24 protein-coding genes and 3 tRNA genes are annotated in these 24580 nt (G+C 70.1%); 20 read left to right on the forward strand and 7 right to left on the reverse strand.

Going from position 1 to position 24580, the window contains the following annotated elements; genetic code table 11:
* The first annotated feature begins 91 nt into the window (after positions 1-91).
* The 3 genes from QRN30_RS10355 to QRN30_RS10365 all read left to right on the forward strand — a co-directional run bounded on the left by QRN30_RS10355 (position 92) and on the right by QRN30_RS10365 (position 1523).
* The gene (locus tag QRN30_RS10355; protein ID WP_052481950.1) at positions 92-1252 is read left to right on the forward strand and encodes a M23 family metallopeptidase; all 1161 of its coding nucleotides are present in this window, start codon (positions 92-94) and stop codon (positions 1250-1252) included.
* Between the two features lie 93 nt (positions 1253-1345).
* Positions 1346-1417 (forward strand) — tRNA-Thr (locus QRN30_RS10360).
* A gap of 32 nt (positions 1418-1449) precedes the next feature.
* Positions 1450-1523, forward strand: a tRNA-Met gene (locus QRN30_RS10365).
* Positions 1524-1624: 101 nt separating this feature from the next.
* Here the strand turns inward: QRN30_RS10365 and QRN30_RS10370 are convergent.
* Positions 1625-3523, reverse strand: coding sequence for an ABC transporter ATP-binding protein (locus tag QRN30_RS10370; protein WP_259493981.1), 1899 nt, complete (start codon positions 3521-3523; stop codon positions 1625-1627).
* A gap of 102 nt (positions 3524-3625) precedes the next feature.
* Positions 3626-4024, reverse strand: a complete 399-nt coding sequence (locus QRN30_RS10375; protein WP_017888631.1) for a hypothetical protein — start codon at positions 4022-4024, stop codon at positions 3626-3628.
* A gap of 169 nt (positions 4025-4193) precedes the next feature.
* Here QRN30_RS10375 and QRN30_RS10380 point away from each other — a divergent pair, with 169 nt between their 5' ends.
* The 3 genes from QRN30_RS10380 to QRN30_RS10390 are packed head-to-tail and all read left to right on the forward strand — an operon-like array spanning position 4194 to position 6096.
* On the forward strand, positions 4194-4643 hold the full coding sequence (locus QRN30_RS10380) for an FAS1-like dehydratase domain-containing protein (RefSeq protein ID WP_082047026.1): 450 nt from the start codon (positions 4194-4196) through the stop codon (positions 4641-4643).
* On the forward strand, positions 4640-5065 hold the full coding sequence (locus QRN30_RS10385) for a MaoC/PaaZ C-terminal domain-containing protein (RefSeq protein ID WP_017888633.1): 426 nt from the start codon (positions 4640-4642) through the stop codon (positions 5063-5065). The genes QRN30_RS10380 and QRN30_RS10385 overlap by 4 nt, the downstream gene beginning before the upstream one ends.
* Positions 5066-5067: 2 nt before the next feature.
* A complete protein-coding gene (locus QRN30_RS10390; protein ID WP_017888634.1) occupies positions 5068-6096 on the forward strand; it encodes a UDP-N-acetylmuramate dehydrogenase in 1029 nt (342 codons plus the stop codon).
* Positions 6097-6199: 103 nt separating this feature from the next.
* Here the strand turns inward: QRN30_RS10390 and QRN30_RS10395 are convergent, their stop codons facing one another.
* Complete coding sequence (locus QRN30_RS10395) at positions 6200-7426, reverse strand: pyridoxal phosphate-dependent aminotransferase (protein WP_274006859.1); 1227 nt, start codon at positions 7424-7426, stop codon at positions 6200-6202.
* A gap of 152 nt (positions 7427-7578) precedes the next feature.
* Here QRN30_RS10395 and QRN30_RS10400 point away from each other — a divergent pair.
* The 6 genes from QRN30_RS10400 to QRN30_RS10425 all read left to right on the forward strand — a co-directional run bounded on the left by QRN30_RS10400 (position 7579) and on the right by QRN30_RS10425 (position 11201).
* Positions 7579-7651, forward strand: a tRNA-Trp gene (locus tag QRN30_RS10400).
* 35 nt (positions 7652-7686) lie between these two features.
* Positions 7687-7950 carry a preprotein translocase subunit SecE gene (gene secE, locus QRN30_RS10405; RefSeq protein WP_017888636.1) on the forward strand — a complete coding sequence of 88 codons (264 nt, stop codon included), beginning with the start codon at positions 7687-7689 and terminating at the stop codon, positions 7948-7950.
* 134 nt (positions 7951-8084) lie between these two features.
* A complete protein-coding gene (gene nusG, locus QRN30_RS10410) occupies positions 8085-9137 on the forward strand; it encodes a transcription termination/antitermination protein NusG (RefSeq protein ID WP_284761053.1) in 1053 nt (350 codons plus the stop codon).
* 158 nt (positions 9138-9295) lie between these two features.
* On the forward strand, positions 9296-9727 hold the full coding sequence (rplK, locus tag QRN30_RS10415; RefSeq protein ID WP_017888638.1) for a 50S ribosomal protein L11: 432 nt from the start codon (positions 9296-9298) through the stop codon (positions 9725-9727).
* A 90-nt stretch (positions 9728-9817) separates the two neighbouring features.
* On the forward strand, positions 9818-10507 hold the full coding sequence (rplA, locus tag QRN30_RS10420) for a 50S ribosomal protein L1 (RefSeq protein WP_017888639.1): 690 nt from the start codon (positions 9818-9820) through the stop codon (positions 10505-10507).
* A gap of 85 nt (positions 10508-10592) precedes the next feature.
* The gene (locus QRN30_RS10425; RefSeq protein WP_284761054.1) at positions 10593-11201 is read left to right on the forward strand and encodes a Pr6Pr family membrane protein; all 609 of its coding nucleotides are present in this window, start codon (positions 10593-10595) and stop codon (positions 11199-11201) included.
* A 35-nt stretch (positions 11202-11236) separates the two neighbouring features.
* Here the strand turns inward: QRN30_RS10425 and QRN30_RS10430 are convergent, their stop codons facing one another.
* On the reverse strand, positions 11237-11920 hold the full coding sequence (locus tag QRN30_RS10430) for a YqaJ viral recombinase family protein (protein WP_502869534.1): 684 nt from the start codon (positions 11918-11920) through the stop codon (positions 11237-11239).
* A 68-nt stretch (positions 11921-11988) separates the two neighbouring features.
* Complete coding sequence (locus QRN30_RS10435) at positions 11989-13200, reverse strand: ROK family transcriptional regulator (RefSeq protein ID WP_017888642.1); 1212 nt, start codon at positions 13198-13200, stop codon at positions 11989-11991.
* Between the two features lie 143 nt (positions 13201-13343).
* On the opposite strand from QRN30_RS10435, the gene QRN30_RS10440 reads away from it, so the two are divergent.
* The 6 genes from QRN30_RS10440 to QRN30_RS10465 all read left to right on the forward strand — a co-directional run bounded on the left by QRN30_RS10440 (position 13344) and on the right by QRN30_RS10465 (position 19735).
* A complete protein-coding gene (locus tag QRN30_RS10440; protein WP_042541083.1) occupies positions 13344-14090 on the forward strand; it encodes a sugar phosphate isomerase/epimerase family protein in 747 nt (248 codons plus the stop codon).
* Positions 14087-15238, forward strand: coding sequence for a Gfo/Idh/MocA family protein (locus tag QRN30_RS10445; RefSeq protein ID WP_071251881.1), 1152 nt, complete (start codon positions 14087-14089; stop codon positions 15236-15238). Before QRN30_RS10440 ends, QRN30_RS10445 begins: the two co-directional genes overlap by 4 nt.
* Positions 15239-15351: 113 nt before the next feature.
* Complete coding sequence (locus QRN30_RS10450) at positions 15352-16653, forward strand: ABC transporter substrate-binding protein (RefSeq protein ID WP_042541086.1); 1302 nt, start codon at positions 15352-15354, stop codon at positions 16651-16653.
* Positions 16654-16831: 178 nt separating this feature from the next.
* Positions 16832-17827 carry a carbohydrate ABC transporter permease gene (locus QRN30_RS10455; RefSeq protein ID WP_017888646.1) on the forward strand — a complete coding sequence of 332 codons (996 nt, stop codon included), beginning with the start codon at positions 16832-16834 and terminating at the stop codon, positions 17825-17827.
* Positions 17820-18659 (forward strand): carbohydrate ABC transporter permease, encoded by an 840-nt coding sequence (locus QRN30_RS10460; RefSeq protein ID WP_017888647.1) that lies wholly within the window; start codon positions 17820-17822, stop codon positions 18657-18659. Before QRN30_RS10455 ends, QRN30_RS10460 begins: the two co-directional genes overlap by 8 nt.
* Positions 18660-18790: 131 nt before the next feature.
* Positions 18791-19735: a TolB family protein gene (locus tag QRN30_RS10465; protein ID WP_284761055.1), complete on the forward strand. Its 945-nt coding sequence runs from the start codon at positions 18791-18793 to the stop codon at positions 19733-19735.
* 133 nt (positions 19736-19868) lie between these two features.
* Here QRN30_RS10465 and QRN30_RS10470 read toward each other — a convergent pair whose 3' ends face one another.
* Together QRN30_RS10470 and QRN30_RS10475 are read right to left on the reverse strand one after the other, a co-directional pair.
* The gene (locus tag QRN30_RS10470) at positions 19869-20546 is read right to left on the reverse strand and encodes an ABC transporter ATP-binding protein (RefSeq protein ID WP_263137450.1); all 678 of its coding nucleotides are present in this window, start codon (positions 20544-20546) and stop codon (positions 19869-19871) included.
* A 101-nt stretch (positions 20547-20647) separates the two neighbouring features.
* Positions 20648-22195 (reverse strand): ABC transporter permease, encoded by a 1548-nt coding sequence (locus QRN30_RS10475; protein WP_262159524.1) that lies wholly within the window; start codon positions 22193-22195, stop codon positions 20648-20650.
* Positions 22196-22356: 161 nt separating this feature from the next.
* Between QRN30_RS10475 and QRN30_RS10480 the strand changes: the two genes are divergently transcribed.
* Both QRN30_RS10480 and QRN30_RS10485 read left to right on the forward strand, forming a co-directional pair.
* Positions 22357-23811, forward strand: a complete 1455-nt coding sequence (locus QRN30_RS10480) for an oligosaccharide flippase family protein (protein WP_262159525.1) — start codon at positions 22357-22359, stop codon at positions 23809-23811.
* Positions 23812-23833: 22 nt separating this feature from the next.
* Positions 23834-24580: a sugar phosphate nucleotidyltransferase gene (locus QRN30_RS10485; RefSeq protein ID WP_071251876.1), complete on the forward strand. Its 747-nt coding sequence runs from the start codon at positions 23834-23836 to the stop codon at positions 24578-24580.

Here is a 24580-nt window from a genome sequence, read left to right on the forward strand (position 1 = left end):
CTGGGACGTCGCCTGCTAGCGTGCTCAGGTCCCGTTATCTGCTCGTTACCAACGAGTGGGCCCTTCTCCGATCAGGATCGCCACCGCACGCATGCCCCGTACTCCTCTGTCGTCCGCTCCCACCGACGGTTCCGTCGACGCCGCCACCCCGGTCGTCCACCAGACCCGACGCGCTCGGATCGAGGCAGAACGAGCAGCGGCCAAGGGCTCGACCACGGCGCAGGACTCGACGGGTCCGAGCTTCGACGACGTCATCGGAGCGGCCACGCCGGGGACCCCTGCGGCCCCCGTGTCGCCGATCGACTTCGCGCCGGCGTCGCCCGCGCGCCCGGCCTCGCGCATCCAGACGCCGCCGGCACCCACCTCGCCCGACGTGCAGGCGCAGTCCGTCGCCCCCGTCGCTCCCACATCTGCGCCCCGCCGCGTGGCCGGTCAGGTCCCCGCCTCGCGCCGCCGCAACGGCCGGACAGCCACGACGGCCCCGGCCCCGGTCGACCGCGCAACGCGCCACATCCCCTCCACCAGCACGCCCGTCGCAGCGCCGACCCGGAAGCGGGGCGCGTCGTTCCGCCGGTCGGCCTCGCGCGTGACCGCCGTCGGCGCCCTGCTCTTCGCGGCCGGCCTGGTCGTCTCGACCTCCCTGCCGGCGCAGGCCCTCTGGGTGCCCGAGTCCGGGTCGACCGCGGCTCGTGCCACCTCCGGTGGTGCCACCCAGTCGATGCAGGTCGGGGCTGCCGCCGACGGTTCCACCGCCCGAGACCAGTTCACGGTGTCCGATGCCACGCAGTACGCGAACGTCGACTCCTCGAGCTTCACGAACGACCCGACGGGCACGATCCAGTGGCCGTTCCTGACCGGCGTCCCGATCACCTCGGGCTTCGGGGGCCGCCAGGTCGCCGGGTGCTCGTTCTGCTCGACGAACCACATGGGCGTCGACTTCGCACCGGGTGAGGGCACCCCGATCGGTGTCATCGCCGCCGGCACCGTGATCAAGGTGCAGGCGAACGACGGCGGCTTCGGCAACGACGTCTGGGTGGAGCACGACGTCGACGGCAAGCAGTTCGTCAGCGTCTACGGCCACATGGAGGACAACTCCTTCAAGGTGGTCACCGGCCAGCACGTCGAGGTCGGCGACATCCTCGGTCTCGTCGGCAGCACGGGCAACTCCACTGGCCCGCACCTGCACCTCGAGGTCCACGTCGACGGAGTCCCGGTGGACCCGCTGGCGTGGCTCAAGGCCAACGCGAACTAGCGGCCCACGACGCGGCACGCCCGGGCGTCTCGTCCGGTTCCGGAGCAGCGTCGGAGGTCTGCTATCCTCGTGTGGTGCCGTTCGCGGCACATCGCCCCGATAGCTCAGTGGTAGAGCACCTCCATGGTAAGGAGGGGGTCGTCAGTTCAATCCTGACTCGGGGCTCCGACCCGGTGCGCACGCCGCCCCGGATCTCTGGCGGGGTAGCTCAGTTGGTTAGAGCACACGACTCATAATCGTGGGGTCGCGGGTTCAAGTCCCGCCCTCGCTACGCGCAAGGCCCTCTCGTCCAGGATCCCCTGGGTCAGGGGGCCTTCTCTGTTGGTGGCGGCGCAGACCCCTGCTGCGCCGCCCGACTGCCCGACTGCCCGCTCAGTCCACCGCTGCTTCCGCGTCGGTATCGACGTTCTCCTGCGCGGCGAACTGGGTCCGGTGCAGCTCCTCGTACCGCCCACCGGCGGCCAGCAGCTCGTCGTGCGTACCGCGCTCCACGATCGAGCCGTCCTCGACCACCAGGATCAGGTCCGCGCTGCGGATGGTGGAGAGTCGGTGGGCGATCACCATCGCGGTCCGTCCCTCGAGCGCCTCGCCGAGTGCGGCCTGCACGGCGGCCTCGGACGTCGAGTCCAGCGCTGCCGTCGCCTCGTCGAGGATGACGACGCGCGGCTGGGCGAGCAGCAGCCGCGCGATGGTCATGCGCTGCCGCTCACCGCCGGACAGCCGGTAGCCGCGTTCTCCCACCATCGTGTCCAGCTGGTCGGGCAGGGACCGGATGAGCGGTTCGAGACGAGCGCGACGGACGGCGTCCCACACCTCGTCCTCGGTCGCCTCGGGCCGCGCGAACCGCAGGTTGGAGCGGATGGTCTCGTGGAACAGGTGGCCGTCCTGCGTCACCATGCCGAGGGTGTGCCGCATCGAGGCGAAGGTGACGTCGCGGACGTCCGTGCCCGCCAGGCGGACGGTGCCGCTGTCGACGTCGTACAGGCGCGAGAGCAACTGCGCGACCGTGGACTTGCCCGCACCCGACGTCCCGACGAGGGCGACGGTCTGGCCCGGCTCGATCCGGAAGGACAGCCCGTGCAGGACCTCCTCGCCGCCGCGGGTGTCGAGCGTCGCAACCTCCTCGAGCGAGGCGAGGGACACCTTGTCGGCGGACGGGTAGGCGAACCGGACGTCGTCGAACTCGACGGACACCGGCCCGTCGGGGATGGTGACCGCGTCCGGCTGCTCCTGGATGAGCGGTTCGAGGTCCAGGACCTCGAAGACGCGCTCGAAGCTGACCACCGCGCTCATGATCTCCACCCGGGCGTTCGCCAGGCTGGTCAGCGGCGCGTACAGGCGGGTGAGCAGGAGCGCCAGGGTGACGACCTCGCCGGTGTCCAGCCGCCCGGCGAGCGCGAGGAAGCCGCCGAGCCCGTACACGAGCGCCAGGGCGAGTGCGGAGACGAGCATCAGTGCGGTGAAGAAGACGAACTGCAGCATCGCGGTCCGGACCCCGATGTCGCGGACGCGGGCAGCGCGGACGCGGAACTCCTCGGCCTCCTCGTCGGGCCGACCGAACAGCTTGACGAGGGTGGCGCCGGGTGCCGAGAAGCGCTCGGTCATCTGGGTGCTCATCGCGGAGTTGTGGTCGGCGGCCTCGCGGCGCAGTGCGGCCAGGCGGCTGCCCATCCGGCGCGCGGGGACCAGGAAGAGCGGCAACATCACCACGGCGAGGACCGTCACGAGCCACGAGGTGCTGAGCATGACGATCAGGGTGAGGACCAGCGCCACCAGGTTCGTGACGACGCCGGACAGGGTGCCGCTGAAGGCCTGCTGCGCACCGATCACGTCGTTGTTCAGGCGGCTCACGAGCGCGCCGGTCCGGGTGCGGGTGAAGAACGCGATCGGCATCTTCTGCACGTGGTCGAAGACGGCGGTGCGGAGGTCCAGGATCACGCCCTCGCCGATCCGTGCCGAGTACCAGCGTGTCGTCAGCGACACGGCGGCGTCGGCGACGGCGACCAGGGCGATGACCACGGCCAGCCGGACGATGGTGGCGACCTCGCCCCGGGCGACGATGACGTCGACCACCCGTCCCGCGAGCACCGGCGTCGCGACGGCGAGGAAGGCACCGACGACGGAGAGGGCGATGAACACCAGCAGCTTCGCCCGGTACGGCACCGCGAACGTCAGGATCCGTCTAACGGTCGCGCGGGAGAACCCGTGCTTGCCGCCCTGCGCGGACGAGATCTTGTACAGCGAGCTCCAGGCAGCGCTCTCCATGCTCATGGCGGTTCCTTTCCCGGGCCCCGCGCCCAACCTAGATGGCCGACGGGGTCATCGGTGACCGATCCGGGCACGGTGCGCCGGGCGGCCACGTGCTGCAGCCCGCTACCGGGTGCGGTGGGAGCCGGTGTCTGTCCGGGTCGCGAGCACCCCGGCGGTGCGGAACGCGTCCTCGACGGCGGCGGTGACCTCGTGCCAGGCGGCCCGACGCCGGTTCGCTCCGATGCTGCCGCCGGACACGGCCGTGCCGTGCCCGGCCCGGCGCAGCGAGATCGTCGTGGTGGCACCGTCCACGACGGTGGACAGCTCGTACCGGCGGTACTCCCGGGCCGGCTGCACGAGCGCGCCGAGCAGGATGGTGAGTGCCCGGCTGCCTGCCGTCGCGGTCATCGTGCCACCGGTCGACTCGACGTGGTGACCGGTGCGGCGCAGCGCGGCGGCGGCGACCTCCATGGCGGTGCACCGGTCGCCCGTGTGCACGGCGAACTCCGTCGTGGTGTCCATCGGCCCTCCCCGTCCCGAACGAACGCGTGCCGAACGGCACGCACCGATTCCCCCGAATCGGTCTCAGACAGTCTAACTGATGCGTTCTCATGGACGACAGTGCGGCCCGAGCGCCAGACGGACCCGCCCGGACGGACCCGCCCGCACGGGCCTTCAGTAGACTGCCGTGGTGTCAGTGAACCCCGAGCTCGTCGGCAGGACGTTCCCGCCGGCCCAGCCCTACCTGGTCGGCCGCGAGAAGGTGCGCGAGTTCTCTCGTGCGGTGTTCGCGACCAACCCCGTCCACCACGATCCGGACGCCGCCCGCGCCGCCGGGTACGCCGACGTGGTCGCACCCCCGACGTTCGCCGTCGTCGTGCAGGAAGCCACGCTCGCGCAGCTCCTGAACGAGCCCGACGCCGGCATCGACTTCTCCCGCGTGGTCCACGGCGAGCAGTCCTTCACCTACGACCGTCCGATCGTCGCCGGTGACGAGCTCACCGCGACCCTGACGGTGACCAGCGTGAAGACCCTCGGCGGCAACGCGATGGTCACGGCCCAGAGCACCATGAACGACGCCGAGGGGGAGCACGTCGTCACGGCGACCTCCACCCTCGTGGTCCGAGGAGACGACGCATGACCGCCGCACCCGCCACCGCGCTCGAGGTCGGCACCGTCGTCGCCGAACGTGCCGTGCACCTCACCCGTGATTCGCTCGTCCGGTACGCCGGCGCCTCGGGCGACTTCAACCCGATCCACTACCGCGACGACGTCGCCGCCTCGGTCGGTCTGCCCGGCGTCCTCGCCCACGGCATGCTCACCATGGGGATCGCCGTGCAGCCGGTGGCCGAGTGGCTCGGCGACAGCGGCTGGGTCGCGGGCTACGGCGTCCGTTTCACGCGCCCCGTCGTCGTCGACCCGGAGCAGGGTGCCACGGTCGGCATCGTCGCGAAGGTCGGCACCGTCGACGAGGACGGCCGTCCGAAGCGCATCGACCTCACCGTGACCGCCGCCGGGCAGACCGTGCTCGGCAAGGCGCAGGTCACGGTGGTGTTCCACTGACCGTGTCCGAGCCGGTGCTGGCCGACCTGACGACGCTCCGCGTCGGCGGGCCCGCCACCCGGCTGCTGACGGCGACGACGACCGACGAGCTCGTCGCCCACGCGACCGACGCCTTCGACGACCACGAGTGGCTCGTCCTCGGCGGCGGCAGCAACCTGCTGGTCGCCGACCAGGGCTTCGACGGCACCGTCGTGCTGGTCCGCACGACGGGCGTCGACGCGGACCGCGACGCCGACGGCGTCACCGTCCGCGTCGCCGCCGGTGAACCGTGGGACCCGTTCGTCGCCACGACCGTCGCGAACGGCTGGACCGGCCTGGAGGCCCTCAGCGGCATCCCGGGCACGGTCGGTGCGTCCCCGGTGCAGAACATCGGCGCCTACGGGGTCGAACTCGCCGACGTGCTCACCCGCGTCGAGTTCCTGGATGCAGCCACGGGGGAGCGGGCGTGGGTCCCGGCAGCCGAGCTGGCGCTCGGCTACCGCACGTCGACCCTCAAGCACGGTCGGCGCGGTGTCGTGCTGACGGTGGAGTTCCGGCTCGGACTCGCGGGGGAGCACGGCGTGCCCGTGCAGTACGCGCAGCTCGCCGGTTCGCTCGGTGTCGACCTCGGCGCGCTCGTGCCGCCCACGACCGTCCGCGACGAGGTCCTGCGGCTGCGCGGTTCCAAGGGCATGGTGCTCGACGGGGACGACCACGACACCTGGAGCGCCGGATCGTTCTTCACGAACCCGATCGTCTCGCCCGCGTTCGCCGAGACCCTGCCAGCTGATGCTCCGCGCTGGCCCGCGGGCGACGACGTCAAGCTCAGTGCGGCCTGGCTCATCGAGCACGCCGGCGTCCACCGGGGGTACGCGGTGCCGGGTTCGCGCGCGGCGATCTCGTCGAAGCACACCCTCGCACTGACGAACCGCGGCGGGGCGACGGCCGCGCAGGTGGCCGAGCTCGCCCGGTACGTGCAGGTGAGCGTCCTGAACCGCTTCGGTGTCTCGCTCGTCCCGGAACCCGTGGTGGTGGGGGACCTGCTCGGCTGAGCGTCCGCGCGACGGGACCGACGAGCACGACGCTCCACGGGCCTCCCGGAACGGGAAGAACGGGCCACCTCGACGAGGTGGCCCGTTCCGTGTCCGGCAGTGTCTACGCGAAGAACTCCGCCAGTCGGGCGACGCCCTCGGCGATGTCGTCGTCGCCCAGCGCGTACGACAGACGCAGGTAGCCGGACGGACCGAAGGCCTCACCGGGGACGACCGCGACCTCGGCGTGCTCGAGGATCAGGTCCGCCAGCTCGAGCGTGGTCGTCGGGGTGGCGCCGGCCCATTCGCGGCCGAGCAGTTCGGTGACGTCCGGGTAGACGTAGAAGGCACCCTGCGGGGTCGGCGTGCGGAACCCCGGGATCGCGTTGAGGCCGTCCACGATCGACCGACGCCGACGATCGAAGGCCTCGCGCATCGCGGCGACGGGTTCCTGGGGACCGGTCAGCGCGGCGATGGCGGCACGCTGCGACACGTTCGAGACGTTGGACGACAGGTGCGACTGCAGGTTGGAAGCAGCCTTGACGGCGTCGGTCGGGCCGATGAACCAGCCGACGCGCCAGCCCGTCATGGCGTAGGTCTTCGCGACGCCGTTCACCAGGATCGTGGTGTCGGCGAGGGCGGGGACCTCGGCCAGGATGCCGGCGAAGCGGACGCCGTCGTACACCAGATCCTGGTAGATCTCGTCGCTGATCACCCAGATGCCGTGCTCGAGCGCCCACTCGCCGATCGCCCGGGTCTGCTCGGCCGAGTACACCGCGCCGGTGGGGTTCGACGGCGAGCAGAACAGCAGTGCCTTGGTCTTCGGGGTGCGCGCTGCCTCGAGCTGCTCGACGGTCACCAGGTAGTCCTGGTCGCTGCCGGCGAAGACCTCGACCGGCTCGCCACCGGCCAGACGGATGGCCTCGGGGTAGGTGGTCCAGTACGGCGCGGGCAGCAGGACCTCGTCACCGGCGTCGACGATGGTCTGGAACGCCTGGTAGACCGCCTGCTTGCCGCCGTTCGTCACGATGACCTGCGACGGCTCGACCGTGACGCCGGACACCCGGGCGGTCTTGTCGGCGATGGCCTGCTTCAGTTCGGGCAGGCCGGTCGCGGGGGTGTAGCGGTGGTTCTTCGGGTCCCGCGCCGCGGCGACGGCGGCATCGACGACGTGCTGCGGGGTCGCGAAGTCGGGCTCGCCGGCGGCGAACGAGATCACCGGGCGCCCGGCGGCCTTGAGCGCCTTGGCCTTGGCATCGACCTTGAGCGTCGCGGACTCGGCGATGGCGGCGATGCGGGACGCGATGCGCGGGCGATCGGCCGACGCGGTGGCGAGGGTGTCGGGGGACACGTGGGCGGTGGACTCGGGGCCTGGGGCTGCGGTGCTCACGGGGCTCAGCCTACCGGCGCGGCACGCCGTGGAAGGGGTCAAGTGGACACCGTGTGACGGACTCCCGTAGACTCGTCCACCGGAACGCGGATCGGTGACGAACCGTGTTGCGAAGGGCGGTGGCTCAATTGGTAGAGCAGCGGTCTCCAAAACCGCAGGTTGCAGGTTCGAGTCCTGTCCGCCCTGCAACTCTGGAAGGGTAGAAGTTGGCGAGCAAAGACATGGAGACGACGGCGGACGACGTCGTCGCCCAGGCGAAGCAGGACCGGGCCGAGCGCCGCGGGCCCATCGCTGCCATCGTGCTCTTCATCCGTCAGGTGATCGGCGAGCTGCGCAAGGTCGTGACGCCGACCCGCAAGGAACTCTTCAGCTACACGGGCGTCGTGCTCGTGTTCGTCGTCGTCATGATGATCCTGGTGTCGATCCTCGACTTCGTGTTCGGTCTCGGCGTCGGGTACGTCTTCGGCAACGGGCCCACGGCCTGACCCCGACGTCGGTTGCCGTGCGCAGCCGTTCCGAGGAGTACGGTCGCCCGAGACGGCGTCGATCGTGACGGCGTCGATCGTGACCATGACCGACCGCCAACCCGACCCGAACCACCGAACGGAAAGAATCGACTGTGTCTGACAACTCCCGCGATGACATCGACCTCGCGACGGCTGCCGAGCAGTCCTCCGAGGTCGAGGAGAACCAGGAAGGCGACGTCGAGACCGGCGAAGGACGCTCCGTCGAGTCCGCTGAAGAGCGTGCGATCTCGATCGAGGGCGACGACGACGAGTCGCTCGGCCTCAGCTCCGAGCCCGACGACGGCACCGTCGACGCCGGCCTCGACGAAGCGCTGACGGCTCTGCAGGAGTCCCGCGACCCCGAAGCCGACGCCGTCGTGGACGACGCCCTCGAGATCGACTCCGCCGACGAGGCCGAGGCCGCCGTCGAGGCCGTCGAGGATGCGGAAGAAGTCGAGCTCGAGTCCGAGACCGCCGCCGAGGCCAACGAGACGCTCGCTGCCGACGAGGCACTCGACGCCGAGGACGAGGACGACGAGCCCGCCGAGGTCGACCCGTACGAGGCCTTCAAGGCCGAGCTGCGGATGAAGCCGGGCAAGTGGTACGTCATCCACTCCTACGCGGGCTTCGAGCGCCGCGTGAAGTCGAACATCGAGAACCGCATGGTCTCGATGTCGATGGAGGACTACATCTACCAGGTCGAGGTCCCGATGGAGGACGTCGTCGAGATCAAGAACGGGCAGCGCAAGCTGGTCACCCGCGTCCGGATCCCCTCGTACGTGCTCGTCCGCATGGACCTCAACGAGGACTCGTGGTCGGTCGTCCGCCACACCCCGGGTGTCACCGGCTTCGTCGGCAACGCCCACAACCCGACCCCGCTCCGCTTCGACGAGGCGTTCGGGATGCTGAAGTCCCTGGTGCAGGTGGCCGAGGCCGCCCCGACCAAGGGTGGCGCGAAGGGCAGCGGCTCGCTGCAGGCACAGCCCGCAGCCGAGGTCGACTTCGAGATCGGCGAGACGATCACCATCAAGGAAGGCTCGTTCGCGGGTCTTCCGGGTTCGATCTCCGAGATCAAGCCGGAGAGCGGCAAGCTCACCGTCCTCGTCTCGCTGTTCGAGCGCGAGACCCCGGTCGAGCTCAGCTTCGACCAGGTCACCAAGCTCTAGCGACCACCACGCTGTAGCGATCACCGAGATCGACTACACTGAACGGGTTTGGGCCCGCGCGCCTCGTGCGAGCGGGCCTTCACCGCTGTCCGGAACGGCCGGACCAGCGGGAGAGTGCACGGATCCCCGTGTGTTCGATTCCAGGAGGAAGACAAGTCATGGCACCGAAGAAGAAGGTCACGGGCCTGATCAAGCTGCAGATCAACGCGGGAGCCGCCAACCCGGCACCCCCGATCGGTCCGGCGCTCGGTCAGCACGGCGTCAACATCATGGAGTTCTGCAAGGCGTACAACGCGGCGACCGAGTCGCAGCGTGGCAACGTCGTGCCGGTCGAGATCACCGTCTACGAGGACCGTTCGTTCACGTTCGTCCTGAAGACCCCGCCGGCCGCCGAGCTCATCAAGAAGGCTGCTGGTGTGCAGAAGGGGTCCTCGACCCCGCACACGGTCAAGGTCGCGAAGATCTCGATGGACCAGGTCCGTCAGATCGCCGAGACCAAGCAGGCCGACCTGAACGCCAACGACATCGAGCAGGCCGCGAAGATCATCGCCGGCACCGCACGCTCGATGGGCATCACGGTCGAGGCCTAAGCACCGATCGGGCTCCGGCCCACCACCAGACACCTTTCCGTGGGAGAGCCTCGCCGGCTCGCCAACCACGTATCTCGCAAGGAGACCACCATGGCGAAGAAGTCCAAGGCCTACCAGGCCGCGGCCGCGAAGATCGAGGCCGACAAGTTCTACACCCCGACCGAGGCCGTCGCCCTGGCCAAGGAGACCGGTTCCTCGAAGACCGACTCCACGGTCGAGGTCGCGCTCAAGCTCGGCGTCGACCCCCGCAAGGCCGACCAGATGGTCCGCGGCACGGTCATCCTGCCGCACGGCACGGGCAAGACCGCCCGCGTCATCGTCTTCGCGACGGGCGCGGCTGCTGAGGCCGCCATCGCCGCCGGCGCCGACGAGGTCGGTGGCGACGAGCTCATCGCGAAGGTCGCCGAGGGCTACACCTCGTTCGACTCCGCCGTCTCGACCCCGGAGCTCATGGGCAAGGTCGGTCGTCTCGGCAAGGTGCTCGGCCCGCGTGGCCTCATGCCCAACCCGAAGACCGGCACCGTGACCCCGAACGTCGCGCAGGCAGTCAACGACATCAAGGGCGGCAAGATCGAGTTCCGCGTCGACAAGCACGCCAACGTGCACTTCGTCGTCGGCAAGGCCTCGTTCACGCCGGAGCAGCTCGACGAGAACATCTCGACCGCGCTCGAGGAGATCAACCGCCTCAAGCCGTCGTCCTCGAAGGGCCGTTACGTCATGAAGGGCGCCGTCTCGACGACCTTCGGTCCCGGCATCCCGCTGGACGTCAACAGCATCTGAGTCCACTGACTCGTGGAAGGACCCGCACCGGCAACGGTGCGGGTCCTTTCCGCATGTGGGGCGCGTGTCCCGATAACGTGGTGTGGTGCGCACCCTCGTGAACTCGCTCCGGCTGATCGCCGTCATCGCCATCGTCGTCGCGGTCGTCGCGCAGTGGCTCGAGAGCGCGAAGACCCCGACCTACTCGTTCTGGAACTTCTTCGGCTACTTCACGATCCAGTCGAACCTGATCATCGCCGTGGCCCTTGCGGTGACGCTCGTCGCCGCGGCACGTCGCAAGCGGGCGGACCTCGCCGTCTCGGTGCTCCGCGGTGCCGCCACGGTGTACATCGCGACGACGGGCATCGTCTACAACACGCTGCTCACGGGCGCGAACGTGTCGGCCTCGGTGCCGTGGTCGAACGACATCGTGCACAAGATCATCCCGGTGTACGCGGTGCTCGACTGGCTGCTGTTCTCGGACCGAGCACGGCTGCTGCTCCGGCACGTGTGGTGGTTCCTGCTCTACCCGGCGGTCTGGACCACCGTGGTGCTCGTCCGCGGTGCGACCGACGGGTGGGTGCCGTACCCGTTCCTCGACCCCGCGCAGGGCTACGGTGTCGTCGCGATCTACGTCGTCGGGATCGCGGTGTCGATCACCTTGCTCGGGATCCTGGTCGTGGGGATGAGCCGGTTGCGGCTGGTGACGGTCTAGCTGGTGACGGTCCAGCAGACGGTCCAGCTGACGGTCTAGGAGCGGAAGCCGCGCAGTTTGTCGAGCACCAGGTCGGCGAGCTGCACCAGCCCCCGGATCTGGTCGTCGTCGCGGTCGACCCAGCGGCACTCGGGTTCGTCGGCGACCGGCACGAACCCGTCGTGGCGTTCCCAGACGAACAGGGTGCGGTCGGCACCGAGCACGTACTGCTGCCACCAGATCTGCCGCAGGTAGTGCCGCGGGATGCTCCGCCAGGCCTTGCCGGTGGTCTTGATCTCGGCGAGCACCACGCGGGACGACTCGTCGACCCCGACGCCGTCCGGGGTGGCGAGGTGCGCGCGGTTCGCGGCGGCGTGGAACAGGTGCGCCGAGGGCTGGATGCCGTGTGTGGCGGCCACCCAGGCGGCGATGACCGGTTCGCGGTCCTTCCCGTGCTCGGTGAACGCGTTGCCGGAGAACCGGGAGCCGTAGCGCTTCTCGGTGACGACGGCCTCGACGGCGCGCAGGGAGGCGAGCCGGGCGACGTCGGTGGCGGTGATGCCCATGGCGCGGGCGCGGAGCCACGCGACGCGGTCCGAGGAGTGCGCGACGATGCGCTCGGTGTGGCCGCGCAGGGCGGTGAACGCGTCACGCGCGGCCGGGACCGGCGTACCGGGGGCGGGATACGCCTCCAGACCGGGGTCCAGGTCGCCCCACAGGGTGGGCTGCACGATCGTCACCCCATGATTGTCCCCCCGACCACCGGCAGGACCGAAACCGACGCGCTCACGCGGCGGGCGGGTGTGCGTCAGGAGGCCAGTTCGCGGCCCTCGGCGAAGGCGACGAGCTCGTCGACCCCGGCGGGGGAGAGGGCGTAGCCGATGGCGAGGGCCGCGGCACCCTGCAGCGCTGCGAGGGAGCCCGCACGGGACTGCACGATGACGAGGTGCTCGCTGGCGAGGGGCATCGAGCGGGAGTAGACGACCTCACGGACGCCGGCGAGCAGGTGCTCACCCGCCTGCGTGATCGATCCGCCGAGCGCGATGACGGACGGGTTGATGAGCGAGATGCACGTCGCCAGCACTTCGCCGATGTCACGGCCCGCCTGCCGGACGGCGTAGATCGCGTCGAGGTCCGATCGGTTCACCAGGTCGATGACGTCGGCTCCGGTGTGCACGTCGTGCCCCTTCGCGCGGAGGGCCCGGGCGATGGCCGGACCGGAGGCGACGGCCTCGAGGCAGCCGGTGTTGCCGCAGTGGCACGGGACGTCGCCGGCGCGCGAGACGCGCACGTGCCCGATGTCCCCGGCGGTGCCCTGGGCGCCGCGCTGCAGTCGGCCCTCGGACACGATGCCGGAACCGATGCCGGTGGCGACCTTCACGAACAGCAGGTGGTCGATGTCCGGCCAGCCGTGCTCCCGTTCGCCGAGCGCGGCGATGTTCACGTCGTTGTCGAGCAGGACGTGGGCGGCGATGTGCTGGCGGAGCCACGAGGGCACGTCGAAGCCGTCCCAGCCGGGCATGATCGGCGGGTTGGCCGGTCGTCCGGTGGAGAACTCGACGGGTCCGGGGACGCCGATGCCGATCGCGATGACGTCCTGTCGGTTGCGCCCGACCTCGGCGAGCAGGTCGTCGATCGTCTCGACGAGCCACGACAGCGTCGGTACCGGGCCGGCCGCGATGTCGATCCGGGCATCACGGGTGGCGAGCGGTGCCGCGACCAGGTCGGTGACGGCGACGCGGCCGTGCGACGCACCGAGGTCGGCGGCGATGACGAGCCGGGCGCGGGGCTTCAGCGCCACCTGGGCGGGCGGACGGCCGCCGGTGGAGACGGCGGTGTCGACGGCACCGACGAGTCCGATGTCGATCAGGGAGTCGAGGCGCACGCCGATGGTGGAGCGTGCGAGTCCTGTCAGTGCGGCGAGCTCGGCCCTGGTGCGCGGCACGCCGTCGCGGAGGATCTGGAAGAGCTCGCTCGTCCCGACCGGAGGCGACGCTGCCGTCCGGTTCAAGTCGACCATGTGGGGAGTGAAGCACACATCGTTCGCGCCACGCAATGAAGTCCGTCGACATTCCTTCGACTTCTGCTTGACCGCCGACAAAAGTGCTCGTAGTGTGACGATCGGTCACTGACGACCGCACCATCTCGACGAGGAGAACCCTGGTGACCCAACCGCTCTCGGTCCAGCTCTACACGGTCCGCGATGCCCTCAGCGCCGATCTGCCCGGCACCCTGCAGCGCATCGCCGACATCGGCTACACGAACGTCGAGGCCTTCGGCTTCGTCGACGACGCCGACGAACTCGCCGCCGCCCTGCGGAGCGCAGGCCTCGCCGCCCCGAGCGGCCACGCCCGGCTGCTCGACGCCGGCGAGCAGGACCTCGAGCGCATCTTCCACGCGTCCACAACCCTCGGGTTCGGGACGCTCATCGACCCGCACATCGACGAGGCCCGCTGGACCACCCGCGAGGACGTCGAGGCGATCGCCCGCGAACTCAGCGCGCTCGCCCCGCGGGCGGCCGACCACGGTCTGGTGCTCGGCTACCACAACCACGCGTTCGAGTTCTCGAACCGCATCGACGGCGTCAGCGCCTACGAGGTCTTCGCCGACGCCCTGTCCGACGACGTCGTGCTCGAGCTCGACACCTACTGGGTGCAGGTCGGCGGGGACGACCCGGTCGCGGTCATCGGCAAGTACGGCGACAAGGTCCGGTTCCTGCACGTCAAGGACGGCGACGGCTCGCACGACGACAAGCAGCAGGTCGCCGTCGGCAACGGCATCATGCCGATCCGCGACATCATCGCCGCCGCACCCGACGCCCTGCACGTCGTCGAGCTCGACGACCACGACGGTGACGTCCTCCAGGCCGTCGCCGACTCCTACACGTTCCTCGAGGGGGCCCGCGCATGACCGACACCACGACCGCCGCTGCGACGGCGACCGACAGCACGCTGCGCACCGGCCCGGTCGGCGTCGGCGTCATCGGCGCCGGGGTCATCTCGGACCAGTACCTGTCGAACCTCACGGTCTTCCCCGACGTGACGGTCCGCTTCATCGCCGACATCGACCTGCCGCGCGCTGCCGCCCAGGCCGAGAAGTGGGGCGTCCCCGGCTCGGGCACCGTCGAGGAGCTCCTGGCCGACGACGACATCGAGATCGTCGTGAACCTGACGATCCCGGCTGCCCACGTCGAGGTCGCGCTGCAGGCCCTGGCCGCAGGCAAGCACGTCTGGGGCGAGAAGCCCTACGCCCTCGACCGTGCCAGCGCCGCGGAGCTCCGTGACGCCGCGGTCGCCGCGGGCAAGACGGTCAGCGTCGCCCCGGACACGTTCCTCGGCGCCGGCCTGCAGACCGCGCTCCGCACCATCCGCGATGGCCGCATCGGCACGCCGCTCAACGGCCTGACGCTGTTCCAGAGCCCCGGACCCGAGTCGTGGCACCCGAGCCCCGAGTTCCTCTTCGCGTACGGCGCCGGTCCGCTGTTCGACATCGGCCCGTACTACATCACCACCCTCGTCCAGGCGTTCGGACCGGTGAAGAAGGTCACGGCGACGGCGTCGAAGTCCCGCGCCACCCGCACCATCGGCTCCGGACCGAAGGCTGGCACCGAGTTCCCGGTGGACGTCCCGACGAACCACTCCGCGCTCATCGAGTTCGAGAACGGCGGGAGCGCGCAGAGCGTCTTCTCGTTCGAGTCCGACCGGGGCCGGACCGGCTTCGTCGAGATCGCGGGGGAGACCGGCACCGTCGTGTTCCCCGACCCGAACAACTTCGACGGCGACACCGAGCTGTACCGGCTCGGTGCCGAGGAGCCCGAGACGATCCCCGCGGTCGGCTCCACCTCCTCGCGCGGCACCGGCGTGGTCGACCTGGCCCGCTCGCTGCGGGCCGGCGAGACGAACCGCGTCCCCGGCGCGCTCGCCTTCCACGTCCTCGACGTGATGGTCTCCATCGCCGAGGCAGCAGAACGTGGCGAGGCGGTGCTCGTCGAGAGCACCGTGTCGCCCTCCCCGACCCTCCCCGAGGGCTGGGACCCCGCGGAACGCACCCTGGCCTGACCGCCGGGGCGCTGCCCGCAACCCACAGCAGCACCCGACCAGCACCATCCGCAGCACCAGCTCCACCTCTGCACCATCCCTGCACCATCTCAACGACGAGAAAGTAGAGAGTCATGCGCACTGCCATCCGCGCACTGGCCATCACCGCGGCCGCCGCACTCACCGTGACCGGCCTCGCAGCCTGCTCCTCCGGATCGTCCGGCGACGCCGGCGACTCCAAGACGCTCACCTACTGGGCGTCCAACCAGGGCACGTCCCTGCAGAACGACAAGGAGGTGCTGACCCCCGTCCTCGAGAAGTTCACCAAGGAGACCGGGATCAAGGTCGACCTCCAGGTCATCGGCTGGAACGACCTGCAGAACAAGATCCAGACCGCCGTCAGCTCGGGCCAGGGCCCGGACGTCGTCAACATCGGCAACACCTGGGCGACCTCGCTCCAGGCCACCGGCGCCTTCCAGGAGTTCGGTGACGCCGAGATGAAGGCGATCGGCGGCGCGGACAAGTTCGGCAAGGTCGCCCTGTCCACCGGTGGCGCGCCCGACAAGACGGTCACGAGCGTCCCGCTCTACGGCCTCGCCTACGGCCTGTACTACAACAAGAAGATGCTGTCCGACGCCGGCATCACCCCGCCCACCACGTGGGAGGAGATGGTCTCGGACGCCGAGAAGCTGACCAAGGGTGACACCTACGGCTTCAGCCTCGCAGGCGGTTCGTACACCGAGAACTCGCACTTCGCGTTCATCAACTCGGCGCAGAACGGTGGCGAGTGGTTCGACAAGGACGGCAAGCCGACCTTCACCTCGAAGGCCAACGTCGACGGCATCAAGCGGTACCTCGACCTCATGCAGGACTCGAAGGTCGCCAACCCGTCGAACGCGCAGTACGACAACGCGACGCAGTCCACCACGGACTTCGCGAAGAAGAAGGCCGCGTTCATCCTCAACCAGAACAACGCGAACGCGACCATCGAGTCGCTCGGCATGAAGTCGTCCGAGTACGGCGTCGTGGCCCTGCCCGCCCCGAGCGGTGGCGAGCAGATCGCCTCGTTCCCCGCTGGCATCAACCTGTCGGTCTTCAAGAACACGAAGAACAAGGACGGCGCGCTCGAGTTCGTCAAGTACATGACGAGCATGGACACGCAGACGACGCTGGACAAGCCGTACTCGGCCCTGCCGGTGCTCGCCAAGGCTGCTGACTCCGTCACGGACGAGCAGACGAAGACGTTCCTCGACATCTACAACAACAAGGCGAAGCCGCTCCCGCTGGTGCCCGCCGAGGACCAGTTCGAGTCCACGGTCGGCAAGGCGATGAACGACATGTTCGCCAAGATCGCGACCGGTTCCAAGGTCTCCGAGGCCGACATCAAGTCGGCTCTGCAGACCGCCCAGGACCAGGTGTCCCAGGCCGCCGGTTGATCCACCCTGGAGGCCCGGGTCGCGTCCGCAGGACGCGCCCGGGCCTCCAGCCCCTGACGCTCCAGAGCCGACCACCCGTCGGCCGTGAGGCACACGCCCCACGCATCCCGCGCCTCCCGGCTGCCACGGCACGCGCGGACCGCACCTGCACGCCCCTCCTGCCGAAAGGCCCCACCAGATGTCCACGACGGTCCTGCCCGACTCGGAGCGCATCGACCTGACGCACACGAAGGCCCCGACGATGTCGGGCCGTCCGCCAGGTCGCAAGCGCAAGACCCACTGGCTGCCCTACGCGCTCGTCGCGCCGGCCATCCTGTTCGAGCTGCTCATCCACATCGTCCCGATGCTCACCGGCATCTGGATCTCGTTCATCCAGCTCACCAAGTACTTCATCGCGAACTGGGGCGCCGCGCCCTTCGCCGGGTTCCGGAACTACCAGGTCGTGGTCGACTTCGACCAGGCGATCGGCCGCGGGGTCCTCAACTCGTTCCTCATCACGTGTGCCTTCACGGTCCTCGTGGTCGGGCTCTCCTGGACGTTCGGCATGGCCGCAGCCGTCGCGCTGCAGAAGCCGTTCGCCGGACGCGGGCTGTTCCGCACCCTGTTCCTCGTGCCGTACGCGCTGCCGATGTACGCCGGCGTCATCACCTGGAAGTTCATGTTCCAGCGGGACTCGGGGGCACTGAACCACCTGCTGGTCGACCAGCTCGGACTGTTCGGAGGCAACGCCCCGTTCTGGCTCATCGGCAACAACGCCTTCGTCGCGGTCGTCGTCGTGGCCATCTGGAAGACCTGGCCGTTCGCGTTCCTGATGCTGATGGCCGGCCTGCAGTCCGTGCCGAACGACGTGTACGAGGCCGCCTCGGTCGACGGCGCGAAGCCGTTCCGGCAGTGGCGCTCGATCACGCTGCCGATGGTCCGTCCGGTCAACGTGACGCTCGTGCTCGTGATGTTCCTGTGGACGTTCAACGACTTCAACACCCCGTTCGTGCTGTTCGGCTCGACCGCGCAGCCACCGGCCGCGGACCTGCTGAGCTTCCACATCTACAACGCGTCGTTCATCACCTGGAACTTCGGTTCCGGCGCAGCGATGAGCGTCCTGCTCCTGCTCTTCCTGCTCGTCGTCACCGGCATCTACCTCGCCGTGACCAACCGGAGGTCCGTCCGTGCGTGAGACAACTGGCGCCAAGTCCTTCAAGATCATCACCCTGGTCGTCCTGACGCTGTTCACGGTCGTGCCGCTCTACGTGATGATCACCACGGCCATCAAGCCCCTCGGCGACGTGCAGGACAACTTCACGTGGATCCCGTCGCGGATCACCTTCCAGCCGTTCATCGACATGTGGTCGACGGTGCCGCTCGGCCGGTACTTCATCAACTCGCTCGTCGTGTGCACGGTGGCGACGGTGTTCTCGCTGATCATCGCGACGTTCGCCGCCTACGGTGTCTCGCGCTGGAACTTCAAGGGCAAGAGCACCTTCACCACCGCGGTGCTCTCCACGCAGATGTTCCCCGGCGTGCTGTTCCTGCTGCCGCTGTTCCTGATCTTCACGAACCTCGGCAACACCCTGGGGATCCAGCTCGTCGGGTCGTGGCTCGGGCTGATCATCACGTACCTGACGTTCACGCTCCCGTTCTCGATCTGGATGCTCGCCGGGTACTTCGAGACCATCCCGCGCGAGCTCGACGAGGCCGCGATGGTCGACGGTTCGGGTCCGATGGGTGCCCTGTTCCGGGTCATCCTGCCGTCGGCCCGTCCGGGTCTGGTGGCGGTCGGGATCTACTCGTTCATGACGGCCTGGGGTGAGGTCCTCTTCGCCTCGGTCATGACGAACGGGCTCGGTTCGACCCTGGCGGTCGGTCTGCAGCAGTACTCGACGCAGACGAACGTGTACTGGAACCAGGTCATGGCGGCGTCGCTCGTCGTGTCGATCCCGGTCGTGGCCGCGTTCCTCGTGGTCCAGCGCCAGTTCGTGGCCGGCCTGACCGCGGGCGCCGTGAAGTAGGCGGAGCCCCTTTCCGCAAGACACCGGTGTTCACGCTCGACACCCCCGCATCACGCGGTGCGCAGCGTGAACACCGGTGTTCTGCCGTTCCCCACCGACCCCGACCACCCGACGACCGACAGGATGGAAGCATGAGCGACGAGACCCGGGGGCGGCAGCTGCTGCCCGGACAGACCAGCCGCGTGCACGTGTACGACGTCGGGTCACGGACCGCGCGGCTCGTGTTCGAGTCGGCAACGGTGCTCGTCGAGGCGCCGAACGTCCTGGACGCCGACACCCTGGTGCTGAACGGCGACGGCGACCTCTGGCTGCTGCGGTTGCCGTCGGCCGACAGCGGCACCGTGCTCGACGAGACCGCGCTCGTGCCGGTGCCGATGGACGGCGTCGACGAGATCAACAACGACCACGTGCTCGACCCGTCCAGCACCTCGATCGTGGTGAGCGCCCGCGACGGCGAGCTGTACCGGGTCCCGTTGCCGGACGGCGGCCCCGCGACCCGGATCACCGACGTCGCTGCGGCCCTGCCGACCAAGCGGAAGTTCTACCTGCACGGCATCGCCCCGGACGGCAGCGCGCTCGCCGCGATCGTGGGGGAGCTGTCCGAGGGCGGCGTCTGGACGACCGACGTCGCGATGGTCGACCCCGCGACCGGTGAGCCGACGTTCGTCACGCGGGACGAGCACGCCGACGACGGCTGCACGATCACCGCCGACGGCACGCTGCTCTGGAACACCGAGCGCTTCACACCGGGGACCGCGCAGCTCGCGTCACTCCGGCCCGGCGCCGACGACCCCGTGCGGATCACGAACGACGAGCGGGTGAACTGGTTCCCGCACCTGTCGCCCGACGGCGCACACCTGCTGTCCCTGTCGTACGAGCCCGGCGTGCAGGGCCACCCGGCCGACCACCGCGTCGAGCTCCGGCTGCTGCCCGGCTCGCTCGTCCGCGGCGCCCGGATCGCCGTGCAGCCGGAGACCCTGGTGGCGCTCGACGGCGGGCAGGGGACGGTCAACGTGCCGCCGTGGGCGCCGGACTCGACGTGGTTCGCGTACTGCGACTACCCGGTGGCGCGGTAGCGGGAGCGCCGGGGGGATCGGCGGCGTCCTCACGCGCTGAGCGACAGTCCACGCGCTCCTGGAGGCGTGGACTGTCGCTCAGCGCGAAACGCGGGCGGACGCCCCGCGCCTGCCCGCGCACCCGCCTGCCCCGCTAGACCTCGCACACCTGCCCCTGCTTGATGTGCAGGCGCCGCTCGGCCCGCTTCGCAACCCACGAGTCGTGCGTGACGATGACGACGGTCAGCCCGCGCTCCCGCCACTGCTTCTCGATGAGCGCCATGATCTCGTCGCGGGTCGACTCGTCGAGCGCACCCGTCGGCTCGTCGGCGAGCAGCACGCTCGGGTTCTTCACCAGCGCCCGGGCGATCGCCACCCGCTGCTGCTGTCCGCCGGAGAGCTCGGCCGGCAGGTGCTCCATCCGCTCACCCAGCCCGACCTCGCCGAGGGCAGCCACCGCACGCTCGCGGACCTCGGTCCGGGACCGGTTCGCGAGCGACCCCGCGAACGCCGTCTCGACGTTCTCGAGCGCCGTCAGCGTCGGTATCAGGTTGAAGCTCTGGAACACGAAGCCGATCTCGGTCGCCCGCAGGTCGGTCAGCGCGCCGTCGCCGAGCTTCGCCACGTCCCGGTCGCCACCGAGGTGGATCGACCCGGCACTCGGCCGGTCGAGCGCTCCGAGCATCTGCAGCAGCGTCGACTTCCCGCCGCCGGTCGGCCCCTGGACGGCCACGAGCTGCCCCTGCGGGATCGTCAGGTGGACGTTCGTCAGGGCGGTGACGGTCCGGTTCTTCTGCTGGTAGGTCTTGCTGACGTTCGTCAGCCGGTACATCGGACTGGAGGCACGGCGCGCCTCCGCCTCGCCGGTCGCGGTGTCGGTGCTGGTCACGGGTGCTCCTGTCGTCGGTTCGGTCGTGTCGGTGCGGCCGGGCATCAGGCCACGCTCCGGAGCGCTTCGGCCGGACGGAGCCGGCTCGCACGCCAGCCGCCGAGCGCGCCGGCGATGAGCCCGCCGAGGATCGCCAGGCCGATCGCCAGCAGGACGATCTCGACGGTCACCGGGGCGTGCAGCACCACGTCGGTCGTCGACGCGGTGCTCGCGCCGCCGCCGAAGCCACCGGCCGGTGCACCGCCCGTCGTGCCGCTGCCCGCGGCCGCGGTCGCTGCGCCGCCGGGCATGCCACCGCCGCCACCGGCACCCCCGCCGGTCGTGCTCGAGGCGCTCGCCGAGATCGTCGGGCTGATGACGTTCACCACGAGGATGCCGATCAGGCCGGCCGCAGCGCCGAGCACGCCGCCGATCAGGCCCTGCACCAGGGACTCGCCCGCCACCTGTCGGGTGATGCGGCCGTTCGACCAGCCGATCGCCTTGAGGGTCCCGAACTCGCGGGTGCGGCGGGTCACGCCGGAGATCGTGAAGAGGATCGCGATGAGGAACGCCGCGGCGAGCACGACGATCGACAGCCACGTGCCGAGGTTCGCGACCAGGCTCGACGCGGTGCTGAGCGACCCGGACACGCTCGAGGCCAGGTCGGCCTCGGTGGAGACGGTGGCGCTCGTCAGCTTCGCCTGCAGTGCGGACTTGATGGTGCTGACGTCGGACGACGACTCGGCGGAGACGGAGATCGAGGTGACCTTGCCGTCGAGGTCGGCGAGCGCCTGCGCGGTGTCGAGCGGGATGTAGGTGTTCGAGCCCGTGGTCGAGGCCGAACCGGTGGAGCTGACGATGCCGATGACGGTGAAGTCCGTGCCGCCGATGTCGACGGTGTCGCCGACCGCCTTCGACTCGCTCTTCGCGTACGACGCATCGAGCACGACGACGTCCTTTCCCGCGTCCTCCGCGGCGAAGGTGCGCCCCTTCGTGAGCTCGGTGCTCGTGAGCGGACCGACCGTCGCGCCGGACACCGGGATGCCGGTCACCGTGAACGAGTCGACGCTGAACGACCCACCGCCGAACCCGCCGCCAACGCCGGTGTCCCCGCTCGGTGGGCCCTGCTGGGTCGTGCTGTCGCTGCTGGAGTCGCTGCTGCCGTCCGTGCTGCTGTCGTCGGTCGACTGCTGCTGGACCTGGCCGGAGAACGTGCTGTTCTCGAGGGTCAGGACACCCGTCGCGGCCTTGACGCCGTCGGTGCTCGTGATCGTCGACAGGTTCGCGGCGTCCAGGGTGCTCGTACCGCGCGCGACCGCGAGCCGCGACTGCGACAGGTCGGTCGAACCGCTGTCGTCGTCGCTGTCGCCCCGGCTGCCGAAGTCGAAGCTCGGACGCCCGCCGTTCGTCGACGCCGTCGCGGTCTTGGTGACGGTGATGTCGGTGCCGACGCCGTAGACGGACTGCAGGACGCTCGACTGCGCTGCCTGCACGCCACCCGAGATCGACGACACGATCACCACGAGGGCGATGGCCAGGGCCATCCCGATCGCGATGATGACCGTCTGCTTCTTGCGGTTCGTGAGTTCGCGCCTGAGGTAGGTCAGGAACATGGTTCTCCTCGGTGGTGGCCGGCTGGGGTCACCGGCCGCGCAGAGCACGCGGCGGGGCCGACGGAGGAGAACCTAGGCAGCGTGGTTGTGGCGGTCACTGCTGCTTCCGATGAACCGCGTAAGCGCCCCCGGCAAAGGATGACACGTGATATTCTGGATGCGTGGCGATCGTACGGAGTGGGGTGTTCAGCATCGCCGCGACCGCTTTCCGGGCCTCCGTGCAGATCGTCTCGAACGTCGTCGTGGCACGCGTCTTGGGGCCGGACGCCTACGGGGTCGCCGCGGCGGTGCTCGCGCTCGGTGTCGTCCTCGAGCTGGTCCGCAACAGCGGGTTCGCTGCGGTCGTCCTGCGTTCGGGTGCGCTCCCGGCGGACGTCCACGTCGCACTCCACCGGGCGAGCTCCCTGACTGGGATCCTGCTGGGGGCCCTCGTCGCCGCCTCAGGTCTCCTCGTCCTCCGGGCGCTGCCGTCGTCGCCGTCCGGCGGGCTGCTCCTGGCGATCGCAGTGGCCTTCCCGCTCGCCGGCCTCGTCGCCGTCCCGATCGCCTCGATGGTGCGCCAGCACGAGATGGGACGGGTCGCACTCGTCGAGTCGATCGCCGTGGTGCTCGGATCCACGCTGTCGATCGGTCTCGCGCTCGTCGGCGCCGGACCCGTCGCGATGGTGGCGCAGGTGGTGGCCCTGTGGATCGTGATCACGGTCGGCGTCGTCGTCCTGCGCCGCGTACCCCGCGGCACGGCAGCACCGTGGCGTTCGGTCCGCACCATGGCCGCGCTCGCGCGGGACGTGTCCTTGGTCCAGCTGGTCTCGCTCGTCGCCAGGGCAGGGGACCGCGTGCTGGTGGCGGCGCTCTTCGGCCCGGCGGCGTCCGGCTTGTGGGTCCAGGCCGTGCAGCTGATGACCTTGCCGCTGGACCAGATCGGGGCGGCTGTCCAACGGATCGCGGTCCCGGCGATGGCGGGCGTCGACGCCGTGGTGCTCCGTGAGCGGTTCCGGCGACTCGTCGGCACGGTGACGCTCCTGGCGTGGCCGGTCCTCGCCGTGCTCGGGGTGCTCGCCGGCCCGATCGTCCACCTGCTGTTCGGTGACGACTGGCTCGGCTCCGCGGCACTCCTGCCGCCCCTCGTCGTCGCGGGCGGGGCGCAGGCGCTCGGGTTCGCGGCCGTCTGGTACTTCATCGCCAGTGGCCGCGCCGGGCGGCAGGTCCGTTGGGCGCTGGTCACCCAGCCGGTCCTCGTCGGCGCCCTCGTCGTCGGCACCGTCTGGGGGCCGCAGGGCATGGCTGCCGGGTACGCGGTGGCCTGCTCCGGGCTCGTGGTGCCGGCCTTCCTGGTGGCGACGAAGGGATCCGGTCTGCGGTTGCGCGACCTCGGACTCCCGGTCCTCCCCGCGGCCGCGGCCACGAGCGCCGCGGTCCTCGTGTCGGCCGTGGTCCGAAGCGGGTTCGGTGCTGATCCGATCGGCTCCGTGCTCGTGCCGGGCATCCTGGCAGCACTGGCGGCACTGCTCGTCGCCCTCGTCTTCCCCGACGTCCGATCGGCCCTGCCCCGTCGGCGCCGACGACCTCCCCGTCCCCGTCCCAGGAAGGCGCTCGCCCGTGGCCCGGTTCCCTGATCCCGTCCCCCCGGTCCCACCCGTGCGGACGGCTGTCATCCCCGCCGCCGGTCGCGGCACCCGACTCGGTCGCCTGACGCAAGCGATCCCGAAGGAGCTGCTGCCACTCGGCGACCGGCCGACGCTGGACATCGTGGTCGACGAACTGATCGGCGCCGGGATCGAGCGCATCGTCCTCGTCACCCGGCCGGACAAGACGGCCTTGAACGACTACGTCACGGACGTCCTCCGGCCGGACGCCCGAGCCCGGGGTGTCGAGTTGGAGACCTGTCTCCAGACCGCCGGGCCGGGCAACGGGGGAGCAATCCTGTCGGCTGCGACCCGCGTGCGCGATGAGTCCTTCCTCGTGCTCTGGGGTGACGAGGTCGTCTTCGGTGAGAACCGCAGCGCCGTCGTGCTCGACCGTCACCGCAGGACCGGACTGCCCGTCATCGCTGTCGTGCGTGCTCCGCGTGCGGCGCTCCGACGCTGCGGTGTCGCTCGTGTGGACGCCAGCGGGAGGGTCGTCGAACTCGTCGAGAAGCCGGTCGACCCGCCCGTCGACGGGCTCGCTTCGGTCGGTGGGTACGTGGTCACGCCAGCGGTGCTCGGAGCGCTGCGCGCCGTGGCTCCCGCGGCCGACGGGGAGCTCTACCTCAGTGCTGCGCTCGGCGCGCTCGCACTCGACGGGGGCGTGCAGGCCGCACGGATCCACGGCGACTGGCACGAGACCGGGTCGATCGACGGCTACACGACCGCGTTCGCCGCAGCGGTTGCCTTTCGCCGTTGA

Origin of the sequence: Curtobacterium sp. MEB011 (assembly GCF_030209655.1) — a bacterium.
Lineage (GTDB): Bacteria > Actinomycetota > Actinomycetes > Actinomycetales > Microbacteriaceae > Curtobacterium > Curtobacterium poinsettiae.